The following is a 22,222-nucleotide window of genomic DNA, read 5'->3' on the forward strand; positions in this document are numbered from 1 at the left end:
CCCCGCCTCCAAGCCCCGCGCCGACCCTAGGGCGGCGATCGGGAGCTGCCAAGGAACACTTGTTAGGAGGGTAGGTTGCGACTCAAGTTGAGTCAAAGTGGTTAACGCTAAGGCTGCTTAGCAACCATTTCTCCTCGAGTTCGGCGCGATACAGCAGGGCGGCCGCGGGTCCTGGGCGAAGGCCGAACCGCGCCGCGTGGTCGCGGAATTGCGCCTTTAGGTCCGCCGCGCGGAAGTGCGCCGTCACCTTCGTCACCCGCTCGCCAGGCGGCGCGGCGTCAAGCGCGCCGAGGCGGCCCAGCTCCAGTTCGCGGCGGATGAGGAGGTTGGCGAGCGCGGTTGCGTCGAGGCCGAGCGCTTCCGCGTAGGACGCGAACGCACGGGCTTCAGCCTCCGTCACGTAGCCGACGATCTGGTGCACGATCAGATGGCCAGGCGCTGAAGGGGGACGATGAGTTTGCGGCCGATCGTGGCCTCGGCCAACAAGAGGACGAAGGTCTGGTGGGGGGTCTTGAACGCCTCGCCGACGAAGGGATGGCGTCCGCCGTCAGTATCCGTGAGCACGAGGGTCCGGGCGGCGGTCATGCGGCCGTAGGGCACCAGCGCGCCGATGGGGTCGTCGGGGGTGTAGACCTCCGGCCAGCGGAACCGAGGGAAACGCCCCTCGAAGCTCGGCGAGACCACGGCGCGGCGCAGCTGGCTGAAGTGGCCGTGCCGTTCCGCGGGTTCGGGCGGATTGAGCACGACGACCGCGCAGATGCGATCGCTGGTGGAAACGTAGCGGCGCACGGTGGCGTAGACCGAGGCGCCGTAGCGCTTGGCGAGCGCCAGGGGCGCCTTGATGCCGAACGACAGGTCGCGGGCGTCGTGGGCGAACTGGTCCAGCTGGAAGAGCACTTCGGAGGCGAAGACATTGGCCTCCCGCTCGAACTGCGCCTTCACGTCCGGATCCAGGGTCTTCCGGCAGTCCTCGAACAGTCCGAAGATGCTCTGCCACGGGAGCACCGCGTGTCCGCCCTCGTGCAGCTTGAGGAAGGGCAGCTTTTCTTTGGGCGTCTCGGGGTCGATGAAGGCCATCCGCGCCTTGGGATCGAACACCCCCCAGACCTTGCTGATGGCGCTGAGCAGGGCCCGGCCCGCCGACTCCGCCTTGCGGCGGAGCCGGGCGAGGTAGTCCTCGTCGATCTTCATGGGGAAGACTTCGACCTTGGCGGCCTCCAGGATGCGGTCCACCGGCGTCGGAAGGACGCCGAAGGCGGCGGCGTCGGCGAGCGCCTTGCGCGCCGCCGCCCGGACCTCATCCTGCTGGTCCGCCGAGATCGAGCAGTCGTCCGCCAGCATCAGTCTTTGCGCTCCCGAATGAACTTCAGATAGCGCAACAGCTCCTCCTCTTCGACCGACGAGAGTTCGCCAAAGACGGACGTTGCCACACGGTTCACCGGAGCATCCGATTCGGTGATGAACCCGGCCTTCTCCATCAGGGTGCCGTAGTCGATGGCGTAGGCCGCCGAGAGGCGGTGCAGCATGACCGCCGACGGCTTCTCGATCACGCCGTTCTCGAGTTGGCTGAGGTAGGCGTTGGAGATCTTGCTGTCGGTAACGCGCTCGACGTCCCGCAGCGTGAGTCCGCGTGAAACGCGGATCTGTTTCAGGAACTGGCCAAAGTCTGGGCGTGTGTCATCGCGGGTCCTCTCTTTGGGCATGAATCACCCGGTCCTGGGTTGGTGGGGCGGCCAGCGTACCTGAAAAGCTAATTTTATCAAGCACCGCTCGGCAAACTTGCTAATTTTAGTACGCAGAGCGTGGCGCACTTGACATTTAACCCTGCTAAGTCCACTTAGATTTCCAGGCCGGCCGCGTTGGTCCCGCCGCATGGAGGTCTTCCAATGAACCAAGAACGTTCCGAGCGGCCGGACCGCGACGATGTCATCGTCATCCGCGAATCCGACGGCGATGTGGTCACCGTCCGCGACCGCGCCGACGACGACGTCGCCGTCGAGGTGAAGGTCCGCCACGAGCACGGCCGCGAGATCATCGAGATCGATATCGTCGACATCGAGGAGTGCGGCCGCGAGAACCGCTGTCCGCCGCCGGCGCATCGTTACAAGGTGAAGATCGACGGCAAGCCCTACGTCTTCGACAAGCGCGTCGTCACCGGCCGCGAGATTCTGGAGATGGCCGGCAAGACGCCGCCCGAGCGCTACGAACTCGAGAAGCGGGTGCACGGCGGCGCCTACATCGCCATCGACCTGACCGAGTGCGTCGATCTCGGCGAGAAGGGCATTGAGGTGTTCGAGTCCTTCCCGCTCGACGAGACGGAGGGCTGAGGGTGCGCCGCGCCTTCGACCTCTCCCCTGAAGACGTCCGGGCGCTGGAAGCGATTGGACGTCCTTGGGAAGCCGTGAAGTCCGCAGGCAGCCGCTTCCTGCTGATCCACGGACACCCCGTACCGAGCGGCTACAACCACGCGTCGGTCGAGGTCGCGATCAAGCTCGACGTCTATCCGCCCGGGCCGCTGGATATGGCCTACGTCTATCCTGTCTTGGCGCGGGAAGACGGCAAGACGATCAATAATCTCGCCATGCTCGAGATCGACGGCCGGGCCTTCCAGCAATGGTCCCGCCACTACGGCTTCCGCTCCGGTGTCGACACGCTCAGCAGCCATCTGCGCCGCTTCCGCTCCTGGCTCACCCACGAATTCCGCAAACGCTGAAAGGCTTACCGATGAACCTCCTGCGCATGACCCGGCGGCAACACGGCCAGTTGCACGCCCACCTCTTCCCGGGCGACGGCGCTGAAGCCGTCGCTTTGGCGATCTGCGGTCGCGCGGAGGCCCTCAACCGGCGCCTTTGGACCGTCCACGAGATCGTCGAGATCCCGCATGACGCCTGTATCCGCGCGCCCGAGTTCGTGACGTGGCCGACGTCGGCGCTGAAGCAGCGGCTGTCGGACGTCGCGGGCAAGGGGATGTCGGTCTTGAAGCTGCATTCCCACCCGACCGGCCTGCGCGCCTTCTCGGCCCGCGACGACCGCTCCGACGCCGAGTTGTTCGCGGCGGTGGAGCGGCGCGCGCCCGGCGCCCACCTGTCGGCCGTGATGGTCCCCGACGGCGAGCTGCTGGTCCGGGTCATGAGCGCAGGCCGCGTCCGCGGCTGGATTGACCGCGTCACGGTCGTCGGCGACGACCTAGTCTCCTTCGATCGCGATATGGAGAAGGCGCTGCGCGACTTCGACATGCGCCACCGCCAAGCGTTCGGGGACCGCACAACGGAGCTGCTTTCCGGCATGACGGTCGCGGTCGTCGGGGCCTCGGGCACCGGCAGCCCGTTGATCGAGATGCTGACCCGCCTGGGTGTGGCCCGCATCATCGTCATCGATCCGGATGTGATCGAGGGCAAGAACCTTAACCGCATCTATGGCGCGACGCGGCGGGATGCACGGGCCGTCCGGAACAAGGCCGAGACGAGCAGGCGCCATGTCCGCCGCATCGGCCTCGGCACCACCGTCGTCACCCATGAAGGCCGTGTCGACGAGCCCGAGGCGGTGACGCTGCTGTCTGTCTGCGACTTCGTCTTCGGCTGCGTCGATTCGGTCGAAGGCCGCGATACCCTGAGCCGTCTCTGCGCCTTCTACTGCCTTCCGTTCATCGACATCGGCGTCCGGCTCGACGCCGATGGAGAGGGCGGCGTCAGCAGCGTTTCCGCCGGCGTCCACTACCTGCAGCCTGGCGGTTCGAGCCTCAAGACGCGGGAGGTCTACGACGATGCCGATCTCTACGCCGAATTCCTGAAGCGCACCAACCCGACCTTCTACGAGGACCAGCTTCGGCGAGGCTACATCCGCGGCGTCAAGGTCGACCGCCCGGCGGTGATCAGCATCAACTCGGCGGCGGCGGCTTGCGCGGTCAACGAATTGCTCGCGCGGCTCCACCCCTTCCGGACCATGCCCAACAGTGAGTTCGCCATCCAGAAGCTGCTGTTCAGCCATGGGCGGATCGCCCACCGACCCGACGGTGAGCCCGACGCCGAGCTGGCTCGCTGGGTCGGCCGTGGCAATTGCCGGCCGCTGCTGATGTGCGGCCGCTTGGAGGCCGCGGCGTGATCGGGTGGGCCATTCGCCAGTGCCGACGTGTCGCCTCGGGCGTTGCCCGTCTCGCGCGCTGGACGCCGCCCTGGTCCGATCGTCGGATCAAGGTCGCCTATGTCCACTCGGCGCCAGATCGACCGAAGGCGCGGCGCCTCTATGTCACGACTACCATGCAGGGTCCGGTGTTCGGATGCATGCTGTGTCCGTGTGGATGTCGAGAGACGCTCCATGTGAGGTTCCTGCCGAACCGTCGACCGCGCTGGGATCTCGTCGTGGGGGCCGATCGCACCGCGACTCTGCATCCGTCCGTCTGGCGTCAAGTCGGATGCGGGAGCCATTTCATCCTGACCAAAGGCAACGTGCGCTGGTGCTAGGCGAGTCCTCCGCACGGAGGCTCATGATGACACTCTGGCGCGGCGCTTGCGGTTAAGGCCAAGCTTCCCATCTTTTTTAGTCCAAACCACGAACAAGGAGCTACGCTATGGCTAAAGGTTCGAAGACGTTTCCCATCGGTCGCAACGCCGAAACCGGCCGCCTTACTCCGGTGAAGGTCGCGCAGGCCAAGCCGAAGACCCATACGGTTGAGCGCATGCCCAAGCCTGGTCGCGGCGACAGCAAATAACCCACAGTCTGCGCCGGACGAAGGTCGCGCTCGTCTACAAAGACGGGAGCGACCTTCGTCCGCTCCCGGCACCGATCTCAATGTCCTGTGTTGGCGCATTCCAGCCAGGCTATTCAGCCTGGCGAAACACTCGCGGTCACCACCGTGCGTCCCGCCCGACGCCATTCGGGCAGCCCGCCGTCCAGGCGCCGTGCGAGGCGCCCGCGGGTTCGCAGTAAGCTGACCGCCTGGAACGCCAGGACGCACCAAGGGCCACGGCAGTAGGCGACGATCTCGCGGTCGGCGGGCAACGCCGCGAGAGCGTCCGAAAGGTCCGCGAGCGGCACGTTCAGCGCACCCGGCAGATGGCCGTCCGCGAACTCATCGGGCGGCCGGACGTCCAGCAACGTCACCAGCCCGTCGGAGAGCCTCCGCTCCAGCTCGACAAAACTCACCTCTTCGAGGCGGTCGCGGGCATGGAAGTAGTCCTCGATCACCGCCTGCGCCTGGGCGGTGTGGCGCTCGGCGACCTGCCGGAGCGCGGCCAGGAGGTCGTGAACGTCGTCCGACGCGAGCCGGTAGACGATCTGCTTTCCGCGCCGCTCGGCTTCGACAAGGCCGACGCGCTTCAGCGCCTGAAGGTGCTGGGAGGCGTTGGCGAAGCTGAGGTCGGCCTTGAGGGCCAGCGCCTCCACAGGCTTCTCGCCCTGGGCCAGATACTCCAGGAGGTCGAGGCGATGCGGGTTCCCCAGCGCGCGCGCCACGGCCGCGAACGCGGTGAAGAGCTGGATTTTCGGCGACATTCGTCCAGGCCGTTTACATTCAAGAGAGTTCTTGAATATCATGAACCGCTTCCCTCGAACAATGGCGAGCGGCAATGGCAGAGACCCCTAGGTCGCACTGGGAGACAGTCTATGGCGAGAAGCGCGTCGACGGCGTCAGCTGGTTCGAGGCCAAGCCGGCGCGCTCGCTGGCCCTGATCGATTCCCTCGACGTCGCGCTCGACGACGCCATCATCGATGTCGGGGGCGGCGCGTCCCTGCTGGTGGACGAGCTCCTGCGGCGCGGGTTCCGGGACCTCAGCGTCCTCGACATCGCAATCAATTCCCTCGCGCTCGCGAGGGCGCGCCTCGGGACCCGCGCGGCGGAGGTGAGCTGGCTCGTCGAGGACGTGACCCTGTGGCAGCCGCCGCGCGACCGCTACGCCCTCTGGCATGACCGGGCCGTGTTCCACTTCCTGATCGAGGCGGCCGACCGCCAGGCCTATATGCGGGCCGTGACACGGGGGCTGCGCCCGGGCGGTCATCTGATCCTTGCGACCTTCGCTCCGTCCGGACCGGAACGCTGCAGCGGCCTTCCGGTCCAGCGATACCATAGCGGCGAGCTGGCGGCGGCCGTGGGTCCCGCGTTCGAACTCATCAGAAGCGAGATGGCGGCGCATCTCACGCCGGGCGGGGCGACGCAGGACTTCACCTGGTGCGTCTTCGAGAAGCGGGGTCTGACGTCGTGACCGAAGCCGCCCCGCCTCCGATCGTTCGCAGGCGAGCCCATGCAGCGCCGTCGGTCTTCCAGCCGCAGAACCTCCTGCGCGAAGCCCGCCGCCAGAAGGGGCTTGCGGTTGTGGCCATGCCGCAGGTCTGCGTGCTGGATCCTGACGGCGATCTGGTGCGCAGACTTACCCAGGCTGGACGGGCTCACCGCGACCCGTCCTGGGCCTGCTACCACACGGACCTCCACCGCACGCAGCTCGGCGGGCGCGAGATCGGCATCGTGGGCTGCGCGGTCGGCGCGGCGTTCGCCGTGCTGGTCGCCGAGCAGCTCTTCGCCTCGGGCTGCGAGCTGCTGATCAGTGTGACCTCCGCGGGCCAGCTCGCCGCCAAGGGCGCGCCACCCTATTTCGTGCTGATCGAGAAGGCCCTGCGCGACGAGGGTGTGAGCTACCACTATCTACCACCGGGCGACTTCAGCGCCGCACCCCTGCACCTGCTGCAGGCGTTGGAGGGCGCGTTCGACGGGCTGACCCAGACGGTTCACCTCGGCGCCGTCTGGACAACCGACGCGCCTTTCCGCGAGACCGCGGACGACATCGACGCCATGGTCGCGCGCGGCCTCGTCGCCGTCGAGATGGAGGCCGCCGGCCTCTATGCCATGGCGCAGGCGCGAGGACGCGACGTGGTTTGCTTCGCCCATGTGACCAACCAGATGGGGCAGGCCGGGGATTTCGAGAAGGGTGAAGCGGACGGCGTGACGGACAGCCTTGCGGTGATCCAAGCCACGATCGCCCGCGTGCAGGCGCTGGGCGCGGGGCGAGTCGACGCGCGCGCCCAACAGCGCTGAGCGGCCAACCGGCAGCGACAAGGACAGGGGAGGACGGACGGTGAAGGCACAGTGGGAGGGTGGATGCCTTTGCGGCGCGGTGCGCTTTCGCGCCACGGGTCAGCCCCAGTGGGTCGCCTGGTGCCATTGCGAGAGCTGCCGCCGGCACAGCGGCGGGCCGGTCTCGGTGTTCGTGGCGTTTCCCGAGGCCGAGGTGGAAACCACACACGGGGCGGTCGCGACGTTCCGCTCGTCGCCCGGCACCGTGCGGGGCTTCTGCGCGACCTGCGGTTCGACGCTTACCTGCCAGGGCGACGCGCGGCCGGGCGAGCTGCACATCCACGTCGGTGCGTTCGACGATGCGCCGGCGCTTGCGCCCAGCTTCCACATCTACCCGGAGGAGCGCCTTCCCTGGCTCTGCCTCGCCGAGCCTGCGCAGACCGCGTGATCGAGGGCCCCGCCACCGCCGAGCTGCTCGTTCGAGGGGCCGCCATCGGCATCTTCGTCCTGCTGGCCGTCCGGATCGGGGTGGGCGCGCGAACGTCCGCGCGTGTGACGGGCGCGCTGTTCGCCTTGGCGGCCGGCGCGCACACGATCACCCAGTCTGCCCCCGCCATGCAGCTCCTCGGGCACGCCAACGCCGCGCCCTGGGCGCTCTCGGTGATGGGCGCCGGCCTTTTCTGGGCCTTCGCCATGGAGCTGTTCGGCGACCACGGCCGGCTCTCGCCGATCCGGCTCGCGCCGGCTGCGGCGCTTCTCGCCGTCGGCGTCGCGGCAAAGCTTGTCCCGGAGGCGATCGCGCGACACCTCTGGCTGGCCCACAACCTGATCGGCGCCGCCTTGCTGCTGCACCTGCTGGCCGTGGTCTGGACCGGGTGGCGCGGTGATCTGGTCGAGGCGCGGCGGCGTCTGCGCGGTCCGCTGCTGGCCTCGGCGGCGATCTATGCCCTGATCGTAGCGGCCGTGCAGATCGGCGAACTCTATGTCGGTCCGGCGACGGGCCTCTCGTTCCTCGCGGCGATCACCCTCCTGACGCTCAGCGTGGCCAGCGGCCTGGTCTTCCTGCGCGACGATCCGCAGCTCTTCGGGGGAAGCGCGGCGCGGCCGGCGGCGCGCCGGGTGGCCGCGCGCGACGAGCCCTTGCTGCGGCGGCTGACCGAAGCGCTGGATCGCGACGAGGTCTGGCGGGAGGACGGCCTCAGCATCGGGACGCTGGCCGAACGCCTGGGCGTGGCGGAGCATCACCTGCGCCGCCTCATCAACGAGGGCCTCGGCTACCGCAACTTCGCCGCCTTCCTGAACGAACGCCGGATCGACGCGGCGAAGGCGGTGCTGGCCGATCCGGCCAAGGCCAGGACAGCCGTCTCGACCGTCGCCTTCGAGGTGGGCTTCAGTTCGCTCGCGCCGTTCAACCGCACCTTCCGGGATATCACCGGCGTGACGCCGACCGCTTGGCGGCAGGCCGCGCTCTCCTCGAATCCGGACGATCCTCCTCGAAACTGAAGGAGGCTGCGCGTTTTCGCGGACGGCGAGACGCAGCCCCCGCCGCCCGGGCCATGTGCCTCCCTCACAACGGAGGTTCCTCATGTCCCTCGACACCCTGTCCGAGTTCGCCGCGAGGTGGCTGCTCAACATCTCGGTCGATCTCAGGAACTACGCGATCTTCGCGATCGCCACCTGGTTCATCCTCTGGGTGCTGCTCGCCCGCCCGCTACGCAGCATCAAGATCCGCGACGAGACGCCGCCCGCGCGTCAGCTGCTGATCGAGTTCGCGATCTCACTGCGGTCGCTGGCGGTCTTCTCGACCGTCGGCGTGATGCTGTTCGCTCTGGAGCGCGCCGGCCACCTGCCGGGACCGGCGCGGGCCGCGCAGTGGGGACCGGGCTGGACCGTCGCCTCTCTGGTGCTGATGATCATCGCCCAGGACACCTACTTCTACTGGACCCACCGGGCGATGCATGACCCGCGGCTGTTCCGCGCCTTCCATCGCCGCCACCACCGCTCGCACAACCCCTCGCCGCACCCTGGGCCACAGCGGCTACGAACTCTATCCGGCCAGCCGCGACGGCGAGCCGCTCATCGGCTGGCTCACGAGCGTCACCCACCACGACCTGCATCACGCGCAGGCCGGCTGGAACTACGGCCTGTGGTTCACCTGGTGGGACCGACTGATGGGCACCGAGCACCCCGAGTATCTGGCCCGGTTCGCCGCAGCCAAGGGCGTGCGCCGTCCGGCGTCGGAGGCGGCTTGATGTGCCGCATCGCAAGCCTGTCCGCCTGCATGCTCGGCCTCGCGACGGCCTTTCCAGCCGCGAGCGCTGAAGCTCGGTCCGACCTCGCCGGCCGCTGGGCGACCGAAGGCTTCGGCTCCATCGTCGAGGTCCGACCGTGCGCCACGGCGCCTGCGGAGATGTGCGGCCGGATCGTCTGGCTCTGGGCGCCGTCGCCGGGCGGGCGGCTCCGGGTCGATCAGCACAATCCGGACCCCGCGTTGCGGACGCGCCCTCTGGTGGGCGTCGAGATCATCCGCGGTTTGCGGCCGGCGGGCGCCGGCGCCTGGACCGGCGGGCGTCTCTACAATCCCGACGATGGGCGGACCTACACCGGCGCGGTGCGCCTCGGCGACGGCCAGCTCGAGCTGCGCGGCTGCGCCCTCAATATCGTCTGCAAGCGCCAGACCTGGCGGCGGCCTCAGGACGTGCTGGCCGCGTCGCGGGCGCCCTGATCGTGCGCCGGCCCCGCTTCATCGCCGAGCAGGCGCGCGACGCGCGCGGATGGCTCGGCCGGCTGATCGCCTTCATCATGGCGCGCGAGACCTGGGCCCAGAACCTGCGGGCCATTGCGGCCCTGCGCGTGCGCGAGGACGACCAAGTGCTCGATGTCGGGTGCGGGCCGGGTCGCGCCCTCGCCGCCCTGGCGGCGAAGGCGCCGCGCGGCAGGGTCGTCGGCGCCGATCCTTCGGAGGTGATGGCCGAGGTCGCGCTGGCGCGGAACCGCGGTCTCGTCCGTTCCGGCCGCGTGGACGTAGCGATCGCGGAGGTCGCGGCGCTGCCGTTCGCCGCGGCGTGCTTCGACAAGGTGCTCTGCGTCCACGTCGTCTACTTCTGGCCGGACCTGGACGCAGCCCTCCGTGAGCTGGCGCGGGTGATCAAGCCGGGCGGCCGGATGGCGCTGGTCTTCCGGACCAGCGCCGACACCCCGGCGGTCGAGAGCTTTCCAAGCGAGGTCTACCGCTTCCGCGCTCTGCTCGAGGTCGAGAGCGCGGCTGAGCGCGCCGGGTTCAGGCTGGAGGGCCAGCCGGCGCAAGGTGAGCCTGTGCTCCTGATCGCCACCAGGGCGTGAGCGCGACCCAACGGTCCGGGACCCTGGACCGGGCGGGCGTTGGGCCGCGGCATGGGGGTTCAGGATTTCCGATCTAGGCCGTTCGCGGCCCGAGCAGGATGATGCCGGCGCCGGCGAGGCAGACCCCCACGCCGATCACGTCCCAACGGTCGGGGACACGCTGCTCGATCGCCCACATCCAGAGCACCGAGGCCAGGATGTAGACGCCGCCGTAGGTCGCGTAGGCGCGGCCGGCGGCGTCGCTGTCCACCCGGGTCAGCAAGTAGGCGAACAGCGCCAGGCTGAGCATGCCCGGCGCCAGCCACAGGGGCGACTTGCCCAGCCGCAGCCACGCCCAGAACGCGAAGCAGCCGGCGATCTCGGCCACGGCGGCCAGCGCGAAGTAGACCGAGGACACGGTTCATCTCTCTGTGACGGGGCAAGGACAAGCACCTAGGCGGTCGGTCCGCGCTGCGGCAAGCGTCTAGCGGATCAAGGCCAGGAGCGGGCCTTCGACCAGTGGCCACGCCAGCGCCAGCATCAGCAAGGCCGTGGCCAGGCCCATCAGCCGCAGGGTCGCGCGCGCCGGCCTGCGACCGGTCCGCCGGCTCTGCCGCCAGACCCAGCCCCAGGCGGCGAGCACGGTCACCAGCCCGGCCAGGGTCATGGCCTTGTGCGCGACGCCCAGGAACGCGACGCCGCCGCCCAGCAGGGCGAGTGCGGCGGCGGGGAATGCGACCGGAAGCGTGCAGCAGAGCACACAGGCCCCAACCGCGCCGGTGGTCGCCAGCACGGCGGTGACCCCGGCGGCCTTGCCTTGCGCGGCCGGCGCGTCCTCGGATTGAACGGCCATCTCAGCAGCACCCGCAGGCGCCGGGGGCCTGGCCGGCCGTGAAGCCCGCGAACAGCGTTTCGGCCGCCAGGCGCGCCGCTTCCGGCGCGGTGACCGTCAGCACGATCCCCTCCGGGATGTCGGCGACCTCGAAGGTGAGGAAGGCGCAGCACGCGCGTTCCTGGGCGGCCAGGCGGGCCACGTCGCGGCGCGCCTTGCGATGGTAGACGAGGGTCAGGGTGAGGTCGTTTCGCGTGTGGCGCTTCAGCTGCCGCCGGTTGAGATCGGCGATCCACGCCTGGCGCTGCTGCAGGTCACCCGCGCCCAGGGTGCAGGCGATGGGGATGGCTTCGGACATCGGAAGTCTCCGGGCTGGCGCGCTCTTGGCGCCGGGGAGACAAGGACATAAGAGTTAAAGCTACTTGAGCTTCAAGGGCTCATTCGCAGGAGACGACCGTTTGGATCGCGCCTTGTCCATCGGCGCGCTGGCCCGCCACAGCGGGGCCACGCCTCCGACCATCCGCTACTACGAGCAGATCGGCCTGTTGCGCCGGCCCGACCGGCGCGACGGCGGCCATCGGGTCTATGGCGAGGCGGACCTGAAGCGTCTGACGTTCATCCGCCGCTGCCGCGATTTCGGATTTCCCATCGAGCAGGTCCGGGACCTCGTTTCGGTGATTGAGGACGCCGACCGCTCCTGCACCGAGGTGCGCGATCTGGCCCGCGACCAGCTTGCGTCCGTCCGTGCGCGGATGACGGAGCTGCGCGAGCTGGAGGCCAGCCTCGGCCTGCTGGTCGCGGACTGCGAGGCGCGCTGCGCCGGTGGCCCCGGACCGGACTGCGTGATCCTTGAGGACCTGGCAGCCCCCGGCCGCTGTTGCGCCGGCTGACGCATCATATCGGGGGACCCTCAACCTTGGGTCCACGGCGCGCCCTGGGCGCCAGGGGGCAGGAGGCGACGGCCGCGCAAGGGCGGGCGGCCGGTTATGCTGACGCACCCGCGCAACCGGGGCAGCGGCCCTGCAGCTCCACAACCCAGCTGCTCGCAACGAAGCCGTGCGCCGCCGCCAGGCCGGTCAGGGCCGGAGCGAGTTCAAAGGGGCGCTCCGCCACGCCGCCGCAGCCGTCGCAGATCAGGAACTCGGCGTCGTGCGCGCCCAACGGGGCTGCGCAGGCGACGAAGCGGTTCACGGACCTGAGGTGATGGGCGAACCCGTGAGCGGCGAGGAAGTCGAGGGCGCGGTAGACGGTGGGCGGATGGGTGTAGGCGCCCGGCGCGAAGGCGGCGACGAGGTCGTAGGCGCGGACCGGCCCCCTCGCTTCGAGGAGAAGTTGTAGGACCCGATCGCGCGGTGGGGTCCAGCGTTCGCCGGCCGCCACGCTGCGCTCGGCCGCCGCCGTGAGCGCCGCGGGGACATCGCGGGCAGGGCGCGGCTCAGAGCCCGGCATAGGTCGGGCGGCGCTCGGTCTGATGCTCACCAGCGCAGAGGGTGTGGTCGTGCAGCGCCTCGATCACCCGGCAGTTCGCCACCTCGCCAATGCAGGCGGCGTCGACCATCTGCTGCAGCTCGCGCTCCAGCACCTGCAGCTGCGCGATCTTGGCCCGGACCGCGCTCAGTTGCTCGGCGGCCAGCGCGTTGGCGGTCTCGCAGGGTTGCTCGGGCGAGTCGCTCAGGCGCAGGAGGTCGCGGATCGCCTCCACAGGAAAGCCCAGCTGGCGGGCGTGCTTGATGAAGGCGAGCCGACCCACGGCGGCTTCGCCATAGACCCGCCGGTCGCTGAGCGTGCGCTGCGGCGCGGGCAGCAGGCCGATCTGTTCGTAGAAGCGGATCGTCGGGACTTTGACGCCGGTCGCCTTGGCGAGGTTGCCGATAGATCGCTGCAGCATCTTCGTTCCTTGAAAGAAAAGGCCTTGGTCCTCCAGCAGCTGGAGGATGCACGGCGTCGATGTGGCAAGCGCATCGTGCCTTTACGCCGGGCGCGGTGGCAATCAACCCGCAGCCTCGGTGACGGTATGGCGTCGATAGGCCTTGATCCTCTAGCGGCTAGAGCATGTAGCCTCTACGCACGTTCTGGATTGGAGGTCCGTCATGGGCGCCAGCTGCTGTGCTCCCCCGCCCCCGAAAGCTGACCCGCGCTGGCGGCGCGCGCTGTGGATTGCGCTGGCGGTCAACGCCGGCATGTTCTTCGTGGAGGTCACGGCCGGTTTCGCAGGCCGCTCGGTCTCTCTCTGGGCGGACGCCGCGGACTTCCTTGGCGACGCCGGCAACTACGCGATCAGCCTGGCCGTCGTCGGTCTCTCGCTTCAGTGGCGGGCGCGCGCGGCGCTGCTGAAGGGCGCGACCATGGGCCTGTTCGGCCTGGGCGTCCTGGCGGCCGCTGCCTGGAACGTGAGCCACGGCGGCCTGCCGCATGCGCAGACCATGGGCGTGGTGGGCTTCCTGGCCCTGCTCGCCAACGTAGGCGTCGCGCTCATGCTGTTCCGGCACCGCTCGGGCGACGCCAACATGCGCTCGGTCTGGCTCTGCTCGCGCAATGACGCCGTCGGCAACCTGGCGGTCATGGCGGCTGCGGCGGGCGTGTTCGGGACAGGCTCGGCCTGGCCAGACCTCGGGGTGGCCGTCCTGATGGCGAGCCTTGCGCTCTGGAGCGCCCTCCAGGTGACGCGCCAGGCGCTCGCCGAGCTGCGCGGCGCGCCGGATGGGCTCGAGGCCGGTGGCCACCACGCATGACCTCGCGCGCCTCGGCCTGGGCGGGTGCGCTTGAGATGACCGCCGCCGGCGCGCGGTGGCGGGGCGGCGTGGGCGACAACGGCGTGCATCGCCATCTGGCCGCGCAAGCGGTCTTCGCCGAGACGCCGGTTACCGTGCGCGACGGCGCCGGGCGGGCCTGGACCGGCCGCTGCCTGCTGATCGATCCGCTGGAGCCCCATGCGCTGGAGGCTGAGGGCGACGTGGATCTCGTGTTCCTCGAGCCCACCCGCGGCAGCGCCTTCCTGGAGGCCGCCCTGGCGGAGTTGCGGCTGCGTCTGACCGACCCCACGGTCATCGAGGCGCGCGCGCCGGCGCTGCGCTTCTGGACCCCGGTGCTCATGGGTTCAACGAGCCCTCGCCGGCCCGTCCCGCCGGCGCTGTCGGTGTCCCTGGCGGCGATCGAGGCCGCGCTGGCGGACGGGCCGGTGCGGCTCCCCGACGCCGCCGCGGCCGCGGGCCTTTCCCCGGACCGCTACCGGCACGCGTTCGTGGAAGCCTTCGGGATCCCGTTCCGCCGCCATCTGCTCTGGCGGCGGATGGCCCGTGCCCTGGCCCGCGTCGCGGGCGGCCAGGACATCACCGGAGCCGCCCATGCGTGCGGCTTCGCGGACAGCGCGCATCTGGCGCGCAGCATGCGCGCGTGCTTCGGCATCAGCGCCGGACGGCTCGCCGCGACCCGGGCGCGGTAGCCGCTACGTTCAAGCGCGATTGCGAACCGAGGGCTACGAGGCTGCCGCGCACCCACCCGGAGCTCCGCATGAACCGATCCCCCGAACGCCGCGCCGCCTATGACGCGGAAGCCCAGGCTGCCCGCGCGGCCCTGGAGGCCGGCGACCTGGATGGCGCCTTCGCGCGCCTGGAGCGCGCGCATGTCCTCGGGCAGCCCTGGGCCGCGCCGCACAGCTGGACGCACTGGATGATGCTGCGCATCGGCTGGCGACGCCGCGACGGCCGCGAGGTGGCGGGTCAGCTGCTGCGACTGGCCCTGGGCGGCGTGTTCTCCTGGGTGGGCTGGGTGCCCGCCGGGAATACCGGCGGCGCGAACGTCTCGCCGATCCGACCGATGCCGATTCCGACCGACCTTGCCGACCTGTGCCGCTAGATCGACCCGGTAGAAGAGGGGGCGTTGGCCGAACCGGAGCGCCACCAGCTTGCGGCAGGGCTGCGAAGCCGGACGCGCCGTGACGACCGCGCGCGTTGTGCCGCGGCCTCCATGTCTTGCGAGTTCGCCTCTAGCGCTCTAGGAGTGCGTTCACGGGAGTTCCATGCTCGCATCCTTGCGCCTCAGGTCCGTACGGCGCGCGCTGGTCATCATGTTGATGATCCTGAGCGCGGCCATTGTCATGGAGCGGGCGCAGGCCGTCACCAACGGCGTCCAGCATGCCCTGGCCGTCGATCACGCCGCGCCTGCTATGGCGCTGGCTGGCGCGGAGCATGACGATCATCACGATCATGATCCATCCCGAGACGACGGATCTACGGGCGCGGGCGAGCCGGATCAGGCGCCAGGTCCCCACCATCACCATTCCGAGGGACCGCAGTTCGCCGCCCTGTTTTCGCCGGTGATCGTGGAGGTCGCGGTGTCGGACGCGGTCGCGCTCTTCATGCGCGCCGATACCGGCTCGCCGCAGTCCCGCGTCTTCGGCCTGGAAAGGCCCCCCAAAACTCTCAGCGAACGCGCCTGACCGGCGCGGCGAGCCCGCCGCGCCTCTGATCTGCAGCTTCGAGAGAGACCATGTCATCTTCTTACCGCGGTCGCGCGCTTGCGCGGCCAGGGCTGGCGTTGATCGCCGGCCTGCTGCTCGCCGTGACGGCCCCGCCGGGCGCCTCCGCGCAGACCCCGGCGCCGGCGGCCGGCCCGACCCTCAACCTCGACGACGCCCTGGCGCGGGCGAGCGGCGCCGATCCTTCCGCCGCGGGGTGGGACGCGCGCTTTGCCGCCGGCCAGGCGAGCATTCGCCAGGCCGGGGTCAAGCCGAACCCCTCGCTCGGCCTGGAGCTCGAGAACTTCACCGGCAGCGGCGCCTACGCGATGCTCGACCGCACCGAGGCGACGCTCAGCTACGAGCAGACGATCGAGCGGGGCGGCAAACGCGAGGCCCGCGTGGGGCTGGCCCGCGCCAGCGCCGAGATCACCCGGAGGCGCCGCGACATCCGTCGCCTGGACCTCCTGCGCGATGTGCAGGCGGCCTACGCTGAGGCCCTCGCGGCCGAGGCCGAACTGCTGATCGCCGAGGCGCGCCTGCTGGCGGCGCAGTCGGCGCAGACCGACGTGGAGCGTCGTGTGCGCGCCGCCCGGGACCCCCTGTTCGCCGGGTCGCGCGCCGGAGCCAACAGCGCCCAGGCCGAGGTCGACCGCGACCAGGCCCGCCTCGCGGCGCAGAACGCCCGCAGCACGCTTGCGCGCTTCTGGGGCGGTCCTGCCGACTTCACGCTGAACCTGGAGACGTTCTTCGGCGTCGCGCCCCCGGCGACCGTGGACCGTCCCGTTGCCGTCGCCGATCTGGCGCTTCTGGAAGCCGAGCGCGAGGTCGCCGCGGCCAGCGTGCGCCTCGAACAGTCGCGGGCCGTCACCGATCCCACGGTGCGGGCCGGAGTCCGCTACTTCGGCGACGGCAGCGACGTGGCCTTCGTCGTGGGGGGCAGCGTGCCGCTGCGGCTCAACGACAACAACAAGGGGGCGATTGACCGCGCGGTCGCCGAGCGCAGCGCCGCCGACGCCGACATCACGGCGGAGCGCCTCCTGCGCGAGCGTGAGATCGCAAGACTGACGGCTCGTATGGCGGCGTCGGCGGCGGAGTCCGAGCGGCTCCGCGCCGACGTCATTCCCCTGGCCATCCGGGCGGTGGAGCAGGTGCGCGACGGCTTCAACCGCGGCGGCTTCCAGTACGCCAATGTCGCCGAGGCCGAACGCGGGCTGGCCGACGCGCGCGCGCGTCGCGTGGCCGTCCTGCGCCAGTTTCATCTCGACCAGGCGGCGCTCGACCGTCTCACCGGGCGCCATGCGGCGCTCGCTTCCTCGAACCTCAATGCGGAGCGTCGCTGATGCACGCCACCTCGACCCGGCGGCTCAGCCGCCTGTCTGCCGTCCTCGCCTTGGCAGCGGCCCTCGCGGCCTGCGGCCAGGGTCCCGCCAAGGCGCCGGAAGGCGAGGCCCATGAGGCCGCCGCCGCGGAATTCGAGCGGGGACCGCACCGCGGCCGCCTGCTTCGAGACGGCGACTTCGCCCTCGAGATCACGCTCTATGAAGACGGGCCGGCGCCGCTCTTCCGGCTCTACGCCTTCAAGAACGACAAGCCGGTCGACCCGAAGGGCGTGCAGGTGAGCATCGCGCTGACCCGCCTCGGTCCGAAGGTCGATCGTTTCACCCTGACGCCGGAGGCCGACTACCTCACCAGTCCCGCGATCGTGAGCGAGCCTCACTCCTTCGATGTGAGCGTGGCCGCGACCCACGAAGGCAAGGCGCACAAGTGGGCCTACTCGTCCTATGAGGGCCGCACCACCATCACCGCGGACGCAGCCCGGGCCGGCGGCGTGACCACCGAGAAGGCCGGGTCGGCCGTGCTCGGCGAGACCCTGCCGATCAACGGTCGCGTCGAGATCGTCCCCGAAGGTCAGAGCGACGTTATCGCCCGCTATCCCGGCCGCGTGGTGAGCTTGACCGGTGAACTGGGCCAACGGGTCCGCCGGGGCCAGGTCCTGGCGCGCGTGGAGTCCAGCGAGAGCCTGCAGACCTATTCGGTGACCGCGCCGATCTCGGGTGTGATCGTCAAGAAGAACGTCACCACCGGGGGCATGACGGGCAACGAGCCCATCCTCGTGGTGGCCGACCCCACGAAGTTGCACGCCGAGTTCTTCCTCTATCCCCGCGACGCCGAGCGCGTCCGCGTGGGCCAGCGGGTCGAGGTGGTGAGCCTGGCCGGCGACCATCGCCTGACCAGCACCGTCGAAGCGGTCCTGCCCACCGCCGACCTCACCAACCAGACCCTGATCGCCCACGTCCATCTGACTAACCCGGGCGAGGCCTGGCGGCCCGGCCTGGGGGTGAAGGGCGTGGTCTCGGTGGGGACCACCACCGCGCCGCTCGCAGTGCGGACCAAGGCCATCCAACCGTTCCGCGACTTCGAGGTCGTCTACGCCAAGGTGGGGAACACCTACGAGGTGCGGATGCTGGAGATCGGCCGCCGCACGCCCGAATGGACCGAGGTCCTGGGCGGCCTCGAGCCGGGGACCGAATACGTGGTCGACGGCGCCTTCCTGATCCGCGCGGACATCGACAAGTCCGGCGCGAGCCACGACCACTAGGAGCGCAACGCCATGCTTGAACGCATCATTGCGCTCTCGATCCGCTTCCGATGGGTCGTGGTCGCCCTCGTGCTGGTGTTCGGGGCGATCGGCGTCTGGAGCTTCCAGCGCCTGCCCATCGACGCCACGCCGGACATCACCAACGTCCAGGTTCAGATCAACACCGAGGCTCCGGGCTTCTCACCGCTGGAGTCCGAGCAGCGCATCACCTTCCCGGTAGAGACCGCGATCGCGGGCCTGCCGGGGCTCGATTACACGCGCTCGATCTCCCGCTACGGCCTCAGCCAGGTTACCGTCGTCTTCAAGGACGGGACCGACATCTACTTTGCCCGGCAGCTCGTCAACGAGCGTCTGCAGGCCGCGCGGAGCCAGCTGCCCGCAAGCCTCACGCCGGAGCTCGGACCGATCTCCACCGGTCTCGGCGAGATCTTCATGTACACCGTGGAGGCCAAGCCAGGCGCCCGCAAAGCCGACGGGACGGCCTACACGCCCGAAGACCTGCGGACTCTGCAGGACTGGGTGATCCGACCGCAGATGCGCAACACCCCCGGCGTCACCGAGGTCAACACCATCGGGGGCTTCGAGCGGCAGTACCACGTCACCCCCATTCCGGAGCGGCTCGCCGCGTTCGACGTGAGCATGTCGGAGGTGATCGGAGCCCTGGAGCGCAACAACGCCAACGTGGGCGCTGGCTACATTGAGCGCTTCGGCGAGCAGTACCTCGTCCGCGTGGCCGGCCAGGCTGCCACACGGGAGGATCTGGGTGCGATCCTGATCGCCAACCGGGGCGGCGTGCCGGTGCGGGTGGCGGACATCGCCGACGTGATCATGGGTGAGGAACTGCGCACCGGGGCCGCCACGGAGAACGGCCAGGAGGTGGTGCTCGGGACGGTGATGATGCTCGTCGGCGAGAACAGCCGGACGGTGGCGCAGGCCGCTGCGCAGCGCCTGGAAGAGGCCGGCAAGGCGCTTCCGGCCGGCGTCGTCGCCGAGCCGATCTATGACCGCACCGATCTCGTCGAGCGCGCCATCAAGACCGTCGCGACCAATCTGGTCGAAGGCGCGCTGCTGGTCATCGTCGTGCTGTTCCTGCTGCTCGGGAACATCAGGGCGGCGCTGATCACCGCCGCCGTGATCCCGATCACCATGCTGATGACCATCACCGGGATGGTGCGCGGCGGCGTCTCCGGCAACCTGATGAGCCTGGGCGCCCTCGACTTCGGCCTGATCGTCGACGGCGCGGTGATCATCGTCGAGAACTGCCTGCGCCGCTTCGGCGAGGCGCAGCACAGGCTCGGCCGTGTGCTGACCCGTGATGAGCGCTTCGACCTGGCGGCCACGGCTTCGGGAGAGGTCATCCGGCCGTCGCTGTTCGGGGTGCTGATTATCACCCTGGTCTATGTGCCGATCTTCGCCCTCACCGGCGTCGAGGGGAAGATGTTCCACCCCATGGCGGTCACGGTGGTCATGGCGTTGACCTTCGCGATCGTCCTGTCGCTGACCTTCGTGCCGGCGGCCGTGGCGCTCTTCGTGACCGGCCGCGTGGAGGAGAAGGACTCCTTCTTCATGCGGGGTGCGCGCCGGCTCTACGAGCCGGCCCTCGCTACCGCCCTGCGCCTTCGGGTGGTGTTCGTCGCTGTCGCCGTGGCGCTCGTTGCCATTTCGGGCTTCGCCGCCAGCCGGATGGGATCGGAATTCGTCCCGAACCTCGACGAAGGCGATATCGCCATGCACGCGCTGCGCATCCCGGGCACCAGCCTGACCCAGGCCGTCCAGATGCAGACCGCCCTGGAGAAGCGGATCAAACAGTTCCCGGAGGTCGACCGGGTGGTCGCCAAGATCGGCACCGCCGAGGTCGCCACAGATCCCATGCCGCCGTCCGTGGCTGACACCTTCATCATGCTGAAGGACCGCGAGGACTGGCCGGATCCGCGCAAGCCTAAGGCCCAACTCGTGGCTGAGATGCAGGCCGCCGTAGCGAAGATCCCCGGCAACAACTACGAGTTCACCCAGCCGATCCAGATGCGGTTCAACGAGCTGCTGTCGGGCGTGCGGGCGGATGTCGCCGTCAAGGTGTTCGGCGACGATCTCGATCAGCTGCTGACCCTCGGCAACGCGGTGAAGGAGGTCATCGAGGGAGTCGAGGGGGCCCAGGACGTGGGCGTCGAGCAGGTGACCGGCCTGCCGGTCCTGCAGATCACGCCGGACCGGGCGGCCCTCGCGCGCCTCGGCATCTCGCTGGCCGACGTTCAGGAGGTGGTCCAAGCCTCGGTGGGCGGCGTGGTCGCCGGCCAGGTGTTCGAGGGCGACCGCCGCTTCGACGTGGTCGTGCGCCTTCCGGAAGGCGTGCGGGGCGACACCGCCGCGATCGCGCGGCTGCAGATCCCGGTCCCCTCTGCCGGCGGGCGCTCGTTCGTGCCGCTGGAAGAGGTCGCCACCATCGCGGTGGAGAAGGGGCCGAACCAGATCAGTCGCGAGGACGGCAAGCGACGGGTCGTGGTCACCGCCAACGTGCGCGGCCGCGACCTGGGGTCGTTCATCACCGAGGCGCAGGCCAAGGTGGGCGCCGAGGTGGAGGTCCCGGCGGGCTACTGGATCAGCTACGGCGGCACCTTCGAGCAGCTGATCTCGGCGGCCAAGCGGCTGCAGCTGGTGGTGCCGGTGGTGCTGCTGCTGATCTTCGGCCTGCTCTTCGCCCTGTTCCGGTCGATCAAGGACAGCGCCATCGTCTTCTCCGGCGTGCCCCTGGCGCTGACCGGCGGCGTGGCGGCTCTGATGATGCGGGGCATGCCGCTGTCGATCTCCGCGGGCGTCGGGTTCATCGCGCTCTCGGGCGTGGCGGTGCTGAACGGCGTCGTGCTGGTCAGCTTCATTCGAGGCCTGATCGAAGAAGGCCAGGCGCCGCTCGACGCCATCCGCGAGGGCGCGCTCACACGCCTTCGCCCGGTGCTGATGACCGCGCTGGTGGCCAGCCTGGGGTTCGTGCCCATGGCGCTGAACGTGGGCGCCGGCGCCGAGGTCCAGCGCCCCCTGGCCACGGTGGTGATCGGGGGGATCATCTCCTCGACGTTGCTGACGCTGCTGGTGCTGCCGGCGCTCTACAGCCTCGTGCATGGCCGCGAGCGCGGGAGCGACTGGCCGAAACCCGCCTGGCTCGACCATCTGCCCTTCCGCAACGGCCGAAAGGCGGTGTGACCTTCGCCCCCCTCACACCGTCCGGGCGGCCGCTTGTCGGGAGCGGCCGCCCACCCCTCCGGCTTCACCGAGGTTCGCGCCATGCTTCAAGCGAGCATTCTGCTCAGATGGCGATCAGCCATCCTCCTTCTCCTCATGCTGGTCCTGCTGCTGATTGACGGCGCCCTCTCCGAGGCCCTGGCCCACGGGGTCGCCGAGGGTGACAAGGGCTACATCCAGGAGACGACCGGCGTGGTCTTCCTGCCGTTCGTCTACCTGGGGGCCAAGCACATGGTCACCGGCTACGACCACCTGCTGTTCCTGTTCGGGGTGATCTTCTTCCTCTATCGGATGAAGGACATCGGCATCTACGTGACCATGTTCGCCGTGGGTCACTCGACCACCCTGTTGCTGGGGGTGCTCACGGGCGTCAGCGTCTCAAGCTACCTGATCGATGCGATCATCGGCCTGTCGGTCGTCTACAAGGCGCTCGACAACCTGGGCGCCTTTCAGCGCTGGTTCGGGGTGCAGCCGAACACCAAGGCCGCGACCCTGATCTTCGGCCTGTTCCACGGCTTCGGACTGGCGACCAAGCTGCAGGACTTCCAGCTCTCTCCCGACGGCCTCGTCTGGAACCTCATCGGCTTCAACATCGGCGTCGAGCTGGGCCAGCTCCTGGCGCTTGGCGCCATCCTCATCGTCATGGGCTTCTGGCGACGGACGGACGGCTTCTGGAAGCACGCCTACCTCGCCAACGTCGTCCTCATGAGCCTCGGCTTCATCCTGACGGGCTACCAGCTCGTCGGCTTTTTCGTCGTCTGACGGGAGATCCCT

At 69.5% G+C, this 22,222-nt stretch carries 29 protein-coding genes; 20 read left to right on the forward strand and 9 right to left on the reverse strand.

Going from position 1 to position 22,222, the window contains the following annotated elements; genetic code table 11:
* Positions 1-82 precede the first annotated feature (82 nt).
* Genes EPO51_RS24895 through EPO51_RS24905 form a run of 3 tightly spaced genes read right to left on the reverse strand, consistent with a single transcriptional unit; the run spans position 83 to position 1,703 of the window.
* On the reverse strand, positions 83-421 hold the full coding sequence (locus tag EPO51_RS24895) for a hypothetical protein (protein ID WP_293356300.1): 339 nt from the start codon (positions 419-421) through the stop codon (positions 83-85).
* A 2-nt stretch (positions 422-423) separates the two neighbouring features.
* Positions 424-1,341: an ImmA/IrrE family metallo-endopeptidase gene (locus EPO51_RS24900; protein WP_293356302.1), complete on the reverse strand. Its 918-nt coding sequence runs from the start codon at positions 1,339-1,341 to the stop codon at positions 424-426.
* Complete coding sequence (locus tag EPO51_RS24905) at positions 1,341-1,703, reverse strand: helix-turn-helix domain-containing protein (protein WP_293356305.1); 363 nt, start codon at positions 1,701-1,703, stop codon at positions 1,341-1,343. The genes EPO51_RS24900 and EPO51_RS24905 overlap by 1 nt, the downstream gene beginning before the upstream one ends.
* Positions 1,704-1,886: 183 nt before the next feature.
* On the opposite strand from EPO51_RS24905, the gene EPO51_RS24910 reads away from it, so the two are divergent.
* The 5 genes from EPO51_RS24910 (at position 1,887) to EPO51_RS24925 (ending at position 4,708) form a co-directional block, all read left to right on the forward strand.
* Positions 1,887-2,327, forward strand: coding sequence for a multiubiquitin domain-containing protein (locus EPO51_RS24910; protein WP_293356308.1), 441 nt, complete (start codon positions 1,887-1,889; stop codon positions 2,325-2,327).
* 2 nt (positions 2,328-2,329) lie between these two features.
* Positions 2,330-2,713, forward strand: coding sequence for an E2/UBC family protein (locus EPO51_RS24915; protein ID WP_293356311.1), 384 nt, complete (start codon positions 2,330-2,332; stop codon positions 2,711-2,713).
* Positions 2,614-4,101, forward strand: coding sequence for a ThiF family adenylyltransferase (locus EPO51_RS24920; protein ID WP_293356314.1), 1,488 nt, complete (start codon positions 2,614-2,616; stop codon positions 4,099-4,101). Before EPO51_RS24915 ends, EPO51_RS24920 begins: the two co-directional genes overlap by 100 nt.
* Positions 4,098-4,460, forward strand: coding sequence for a ubiquitination-like system serine protease family protein (locus tag EPO51_RS28185; protein ID WP_465246636.1), 363 nt, complete (start codon positions 4,098-4,100; stop codon positions 4,458-4,460). Before EPO51_RS24920 ends, EPO51_RS28185 begins: the two co-directional genes overlap by 4 nt.
* 107 nt (positions 4,461-4,567) lie before the next feature.
* Positions 4,568-4,708, forward strand: coding sequence for a hypothetical protein (locus tag EPO51_RS24925; RefSeq protein ID WP_293356317.1), 141 nt, complete (start codon positions 4,568-4,570; stop codon positions 4,706-4,708).
* A 113-nt stretch (positions 4,709-4,821) separates the two neighbouring features.
* On the opposite strand, the gene EPO51_RS24930 is transcribed toward EPO51_RS24925, so the two are convergent.
* Entirely contained in the window at positions 4,822-5,490 is a 669-nt protein-coding gene (locus EPO51_RS24930) for an ArsR/SmtB family transcription factor (protein ID WP_293356320.1), read from the reverse strand.
* A gap of 74 nt (positions 5,491-5,564) precedes the next feature.
* Between EPO51_RS24930 and EPO51_RS24935 the strand changes: the two genes are divergently transcribed.
* The 6 genes from EPO51_RS24935 (at position 5,565) to EPO51_RS24965 (ending at position 10,345) form a co-directional block, all read left to right on the forward strand.
* On the forward strand, positions 5,565-6,197 hold the full coding sequence (locus EPO51_RS24935) for a class I SAM-dependent methyltransferase (protein ID WP_293356323.1): 633 nt from the start codon (positions 5,565-5,567) through the stop codon (positions 6,195-6,197).
* Positions 6,194-7,024 (forward strand): nucleoside phosphorylase, encoded by an 831-nt coding sequence (locus EPO51_RS24940; RefSeq protein WP_293356326.1) that lies wholly within the window; start codon positions 6,194-6,196, stop codon positions 7,022-7,024. The genes EPO51_RS24935 and EPO51_RS24940 overlap by 4 nt, the downstream gene beginning before the upstream one ends.
* Before the next feature lie 40 nt (positions 7,025-7,064).
* Entirely contained in the window at positions 7,065-7,451 is a 387-nt protein-coding gene (locus tag EPO51_RS24945; protein ID WP_293356329.1) for a GFA family protein, read from the forward strand.
* A complete protein-coding gene (locus EPO51_RS24950) occupies positions 7,448-8,506 on the forward strand; it encodes a helix-turn-helix domain-containing protein (RefSeq protein ID WP_293356332.1) in 1,059 nt (352 codons plus the stop codon). The genes EPO51_RS24945 and EPO51_RS24950 overlap by 4 nt, the downstream gene beginning before the upstream one ends.
* Positions 8,507-8,588: 82 nt before the next feature.
* Positions 8,589-9,728, forward strand: coding sequence for a DUF2147 domain-containing protein (locus EPO51_RS28190; RefSeq protein WP_465246637.1), 1,140 nt, complete (start codon positions 8,589-8,591; stop codon positions 9,726-9,728).
* A 2-nt stretch (positions 9,729-9,730) separates the two neighbouring features.
* A complete protein-coding gene (locus EPO51_RS24965; protein WP_293356335.1) occupies positions 9,731-10,345 on the forward strand; it encodes a class I SAM-dependent methyltransferase in 615 nt (204 codons plus the stop codon).
* A 73-nt stretch (positions 10,346-10,418) separates the two neighbouring features.
* Here the strand turns inward: EPO51_RS24965 and EPO51_RS24970 are convergent, their stop codons facing one another.
* From EPO51_RS24970 to EPO51_RS24980, 3 genes are all read right to left on the reverse strand, one after another.
* On the reverse strand, positions 10,419-10,742 hold the full coding sequence (locus EPO51_RS24970; RefSeq protein ID WP_293356338.1) for a YnfA family protein: 324 nt from the start codon (positions 10,740-10,742) through the stop codon (positions 10,419-10,421).
* Between the two features lie 66 nt (positions 10,743-10,808).
* Positions 10,809-11,177, reverse strand: a complete 369-nt coding sequence (locus EPO51_RS24975) for a hypothetical protein (RefSeq protein ID WP_293356341.1) — start codon at positions 11,175-11,177, stop codon at positions 10,809-10,811.
* Between the two features lies 1 nt (position 11,178).
* Positions 11,179-11,514, reverse strand: coding sequence for a hypothetical protein (locus tag EPO51_RS24980; protein ID WP_293356344.1), 336 nt, complete (start codon positions 11,512-11,514; stop codon positions 11,179-11,181).
* 100 nt (positions 11,515-11,614) lie between these two features.
* On the opposite strand from EPO51_RS24980, the gene EPO51_RS24985 reads away from it, so the two are divergent.
* Entirely contained in the window at positions 11,615-12,046 is a 432-nt protein-coding gene (locus tag EPO51_RS24985) for a MerR family transcriptional regulator (RefSeq protein WP_293356347.1), read from the forward strand.
* A 94-nt stretch (positions 12,047-12,140) separates the two neighbouring features.
* Here the strand turns inward: EPO51_RS24985 and EPO51_RS24990 are convergent, their stop codons facing one another.
* Both EPO51_RS24990 and EPO51_RS24995 read right to left on the reverse strand, forming a co-directional pair.
* Positions 12,141-12,605 carry a Fur family transcriptional regulator gene (locus tag EPO51_RS24990; protein WP_293356350.1) on the reverse strand — a complete coding sequence of 155 codons (465 nt, stop codon included), beginning with the start codon at positions 12,603-12,605 and terminating at the stop codon, positions 12,141-12,143.
* Complete coding sequence (locus tag EPO51_RS24995) at positions 12,592-13,044, reverse strand: MerR family transcriptional regulator (protein WP_293356353.1); 453 nt, start codon at positions 13,042-13,044, stop codon at positions 12,592-12,594. Before EPO51_RS24995 ends, EPO51_RS24990 begins: the two co-directional genes overlap by 14 nt.
* 202 nt (positions 13,045-13,246) lie before the next feature.
* Between EPO51_RS24995 and EPO51_RS25000 the strand changes: the two genes are divergently transcribed.
* From EPO51_RS25000 to EPO51_RS25035, 8 genes are all read left to right on the forward strand, one after another.
* On the forward strand, positions 13,247-13,888 hold the full coding sequence (locus EPO51_RS25000) for a cation efflux transmembrane domain-containing protein (RefSeq protein ID WP_293356356.1): 642 nt from the start codon (positions 13,247-13,249) through the stop codon (positions 13,886-13,888).
* Positions 13,885-14,598: a helix-turn-helix transcriptional regulator gene (locus EPO51_RS25005; RefSeq protein ID WP_293356359.1), complete on the forward strand. Its 714-nt coding sequence runs from the start codon at positions 13,885-13,887 to the stop codon at positions 14,596-14,598. The genes EPO51_RS25000 and EPO51_RS25005 overlap by 4 nt, the downstream gene beginning before the upstream one ends.
* A 68-nt stretch (positions 14,599-14,666) precedes the next feature.
* Positions 14,667-15,011, forward strand: a complete 345-nt coding sequence (locus EPO51_RS25010; protein ID WP_293356361.1) for a DUF3703 domain-containing protein — start codon at positions 14,667-14,669, stop codon at positions 15,009-15,011.
* 163 nt (positions 15,012-15,174) lie between these two features.
* On the forward strand, positions 15,175-15,594 hold the full coding sequence (locus tag EPO51_RS25015; RefSeq protein ID WP_293356364.1) for a hypothetical protein: 420 nt from the start codon (positions 15,175-15,177) through the stop codon (positions 15,592-15,594).
* Positions 15,595-15,644: 50 nt separating this feature from the next.
* Positions 15,645-16,955: a TolC family protein gene (locus EPO51_RS25020; protein WP_293356367.1), complete on the forward strand. Its 1,311-nt coding sequence runs from the start codon at positions 15,645-15,647 to the stop codon at positions 16,953-16,955.
* On the forward strand, positions 16,955-18,214 hold the full coding sequence (locus EPO51_RS25025; RefSeq protein ID WP_293356370.1) for an efflux RND transporter periplasmic adaptor subunit: 1,260 nt from the start codon (positions 16,955-16,957) through the stop codon (positions 18,212-18,214). Before EPO51_RS25020 ends, EPO51_RS25025 begins: the two co-directional genes overlap by 1 nt.
* Positions 18,215-18,226: 12 nt before the next feature.
* Positions 18,227-21,409, forward strand: coding sequence for an efflux RND transporter permease subunit (locus EPO51_RS25030; RefSeq protein WP_293356373.1), 3,183 nt, complete (start codon positions 18,227-18,229; stop codon positions 21,407-21,409).
* A gap of 81 nt (positions 21,410-21,490) precedes the next feature.
* Entirely contained in the window at positions 21,491-22,210 is a 720-nt protein-coding gene (locus EPO51_RS25035) for a HupE/UreJ family protein (protein ID WP_293356376.1), read from the forward strand.
* Positions 22,211-22,222 lie beyond the last annotated feature (12 nt).

Origin of the sequence: Phenylobacterium sp. (assembly GCF_004297125.1) — a bacterium.
Taxonomy (GTDB): domain Bacteria; phylum Pseudomonadota; class Alphaproteobacteria; order Caulobacterales; family Caulobacteraceae; genus Phenylobacterium.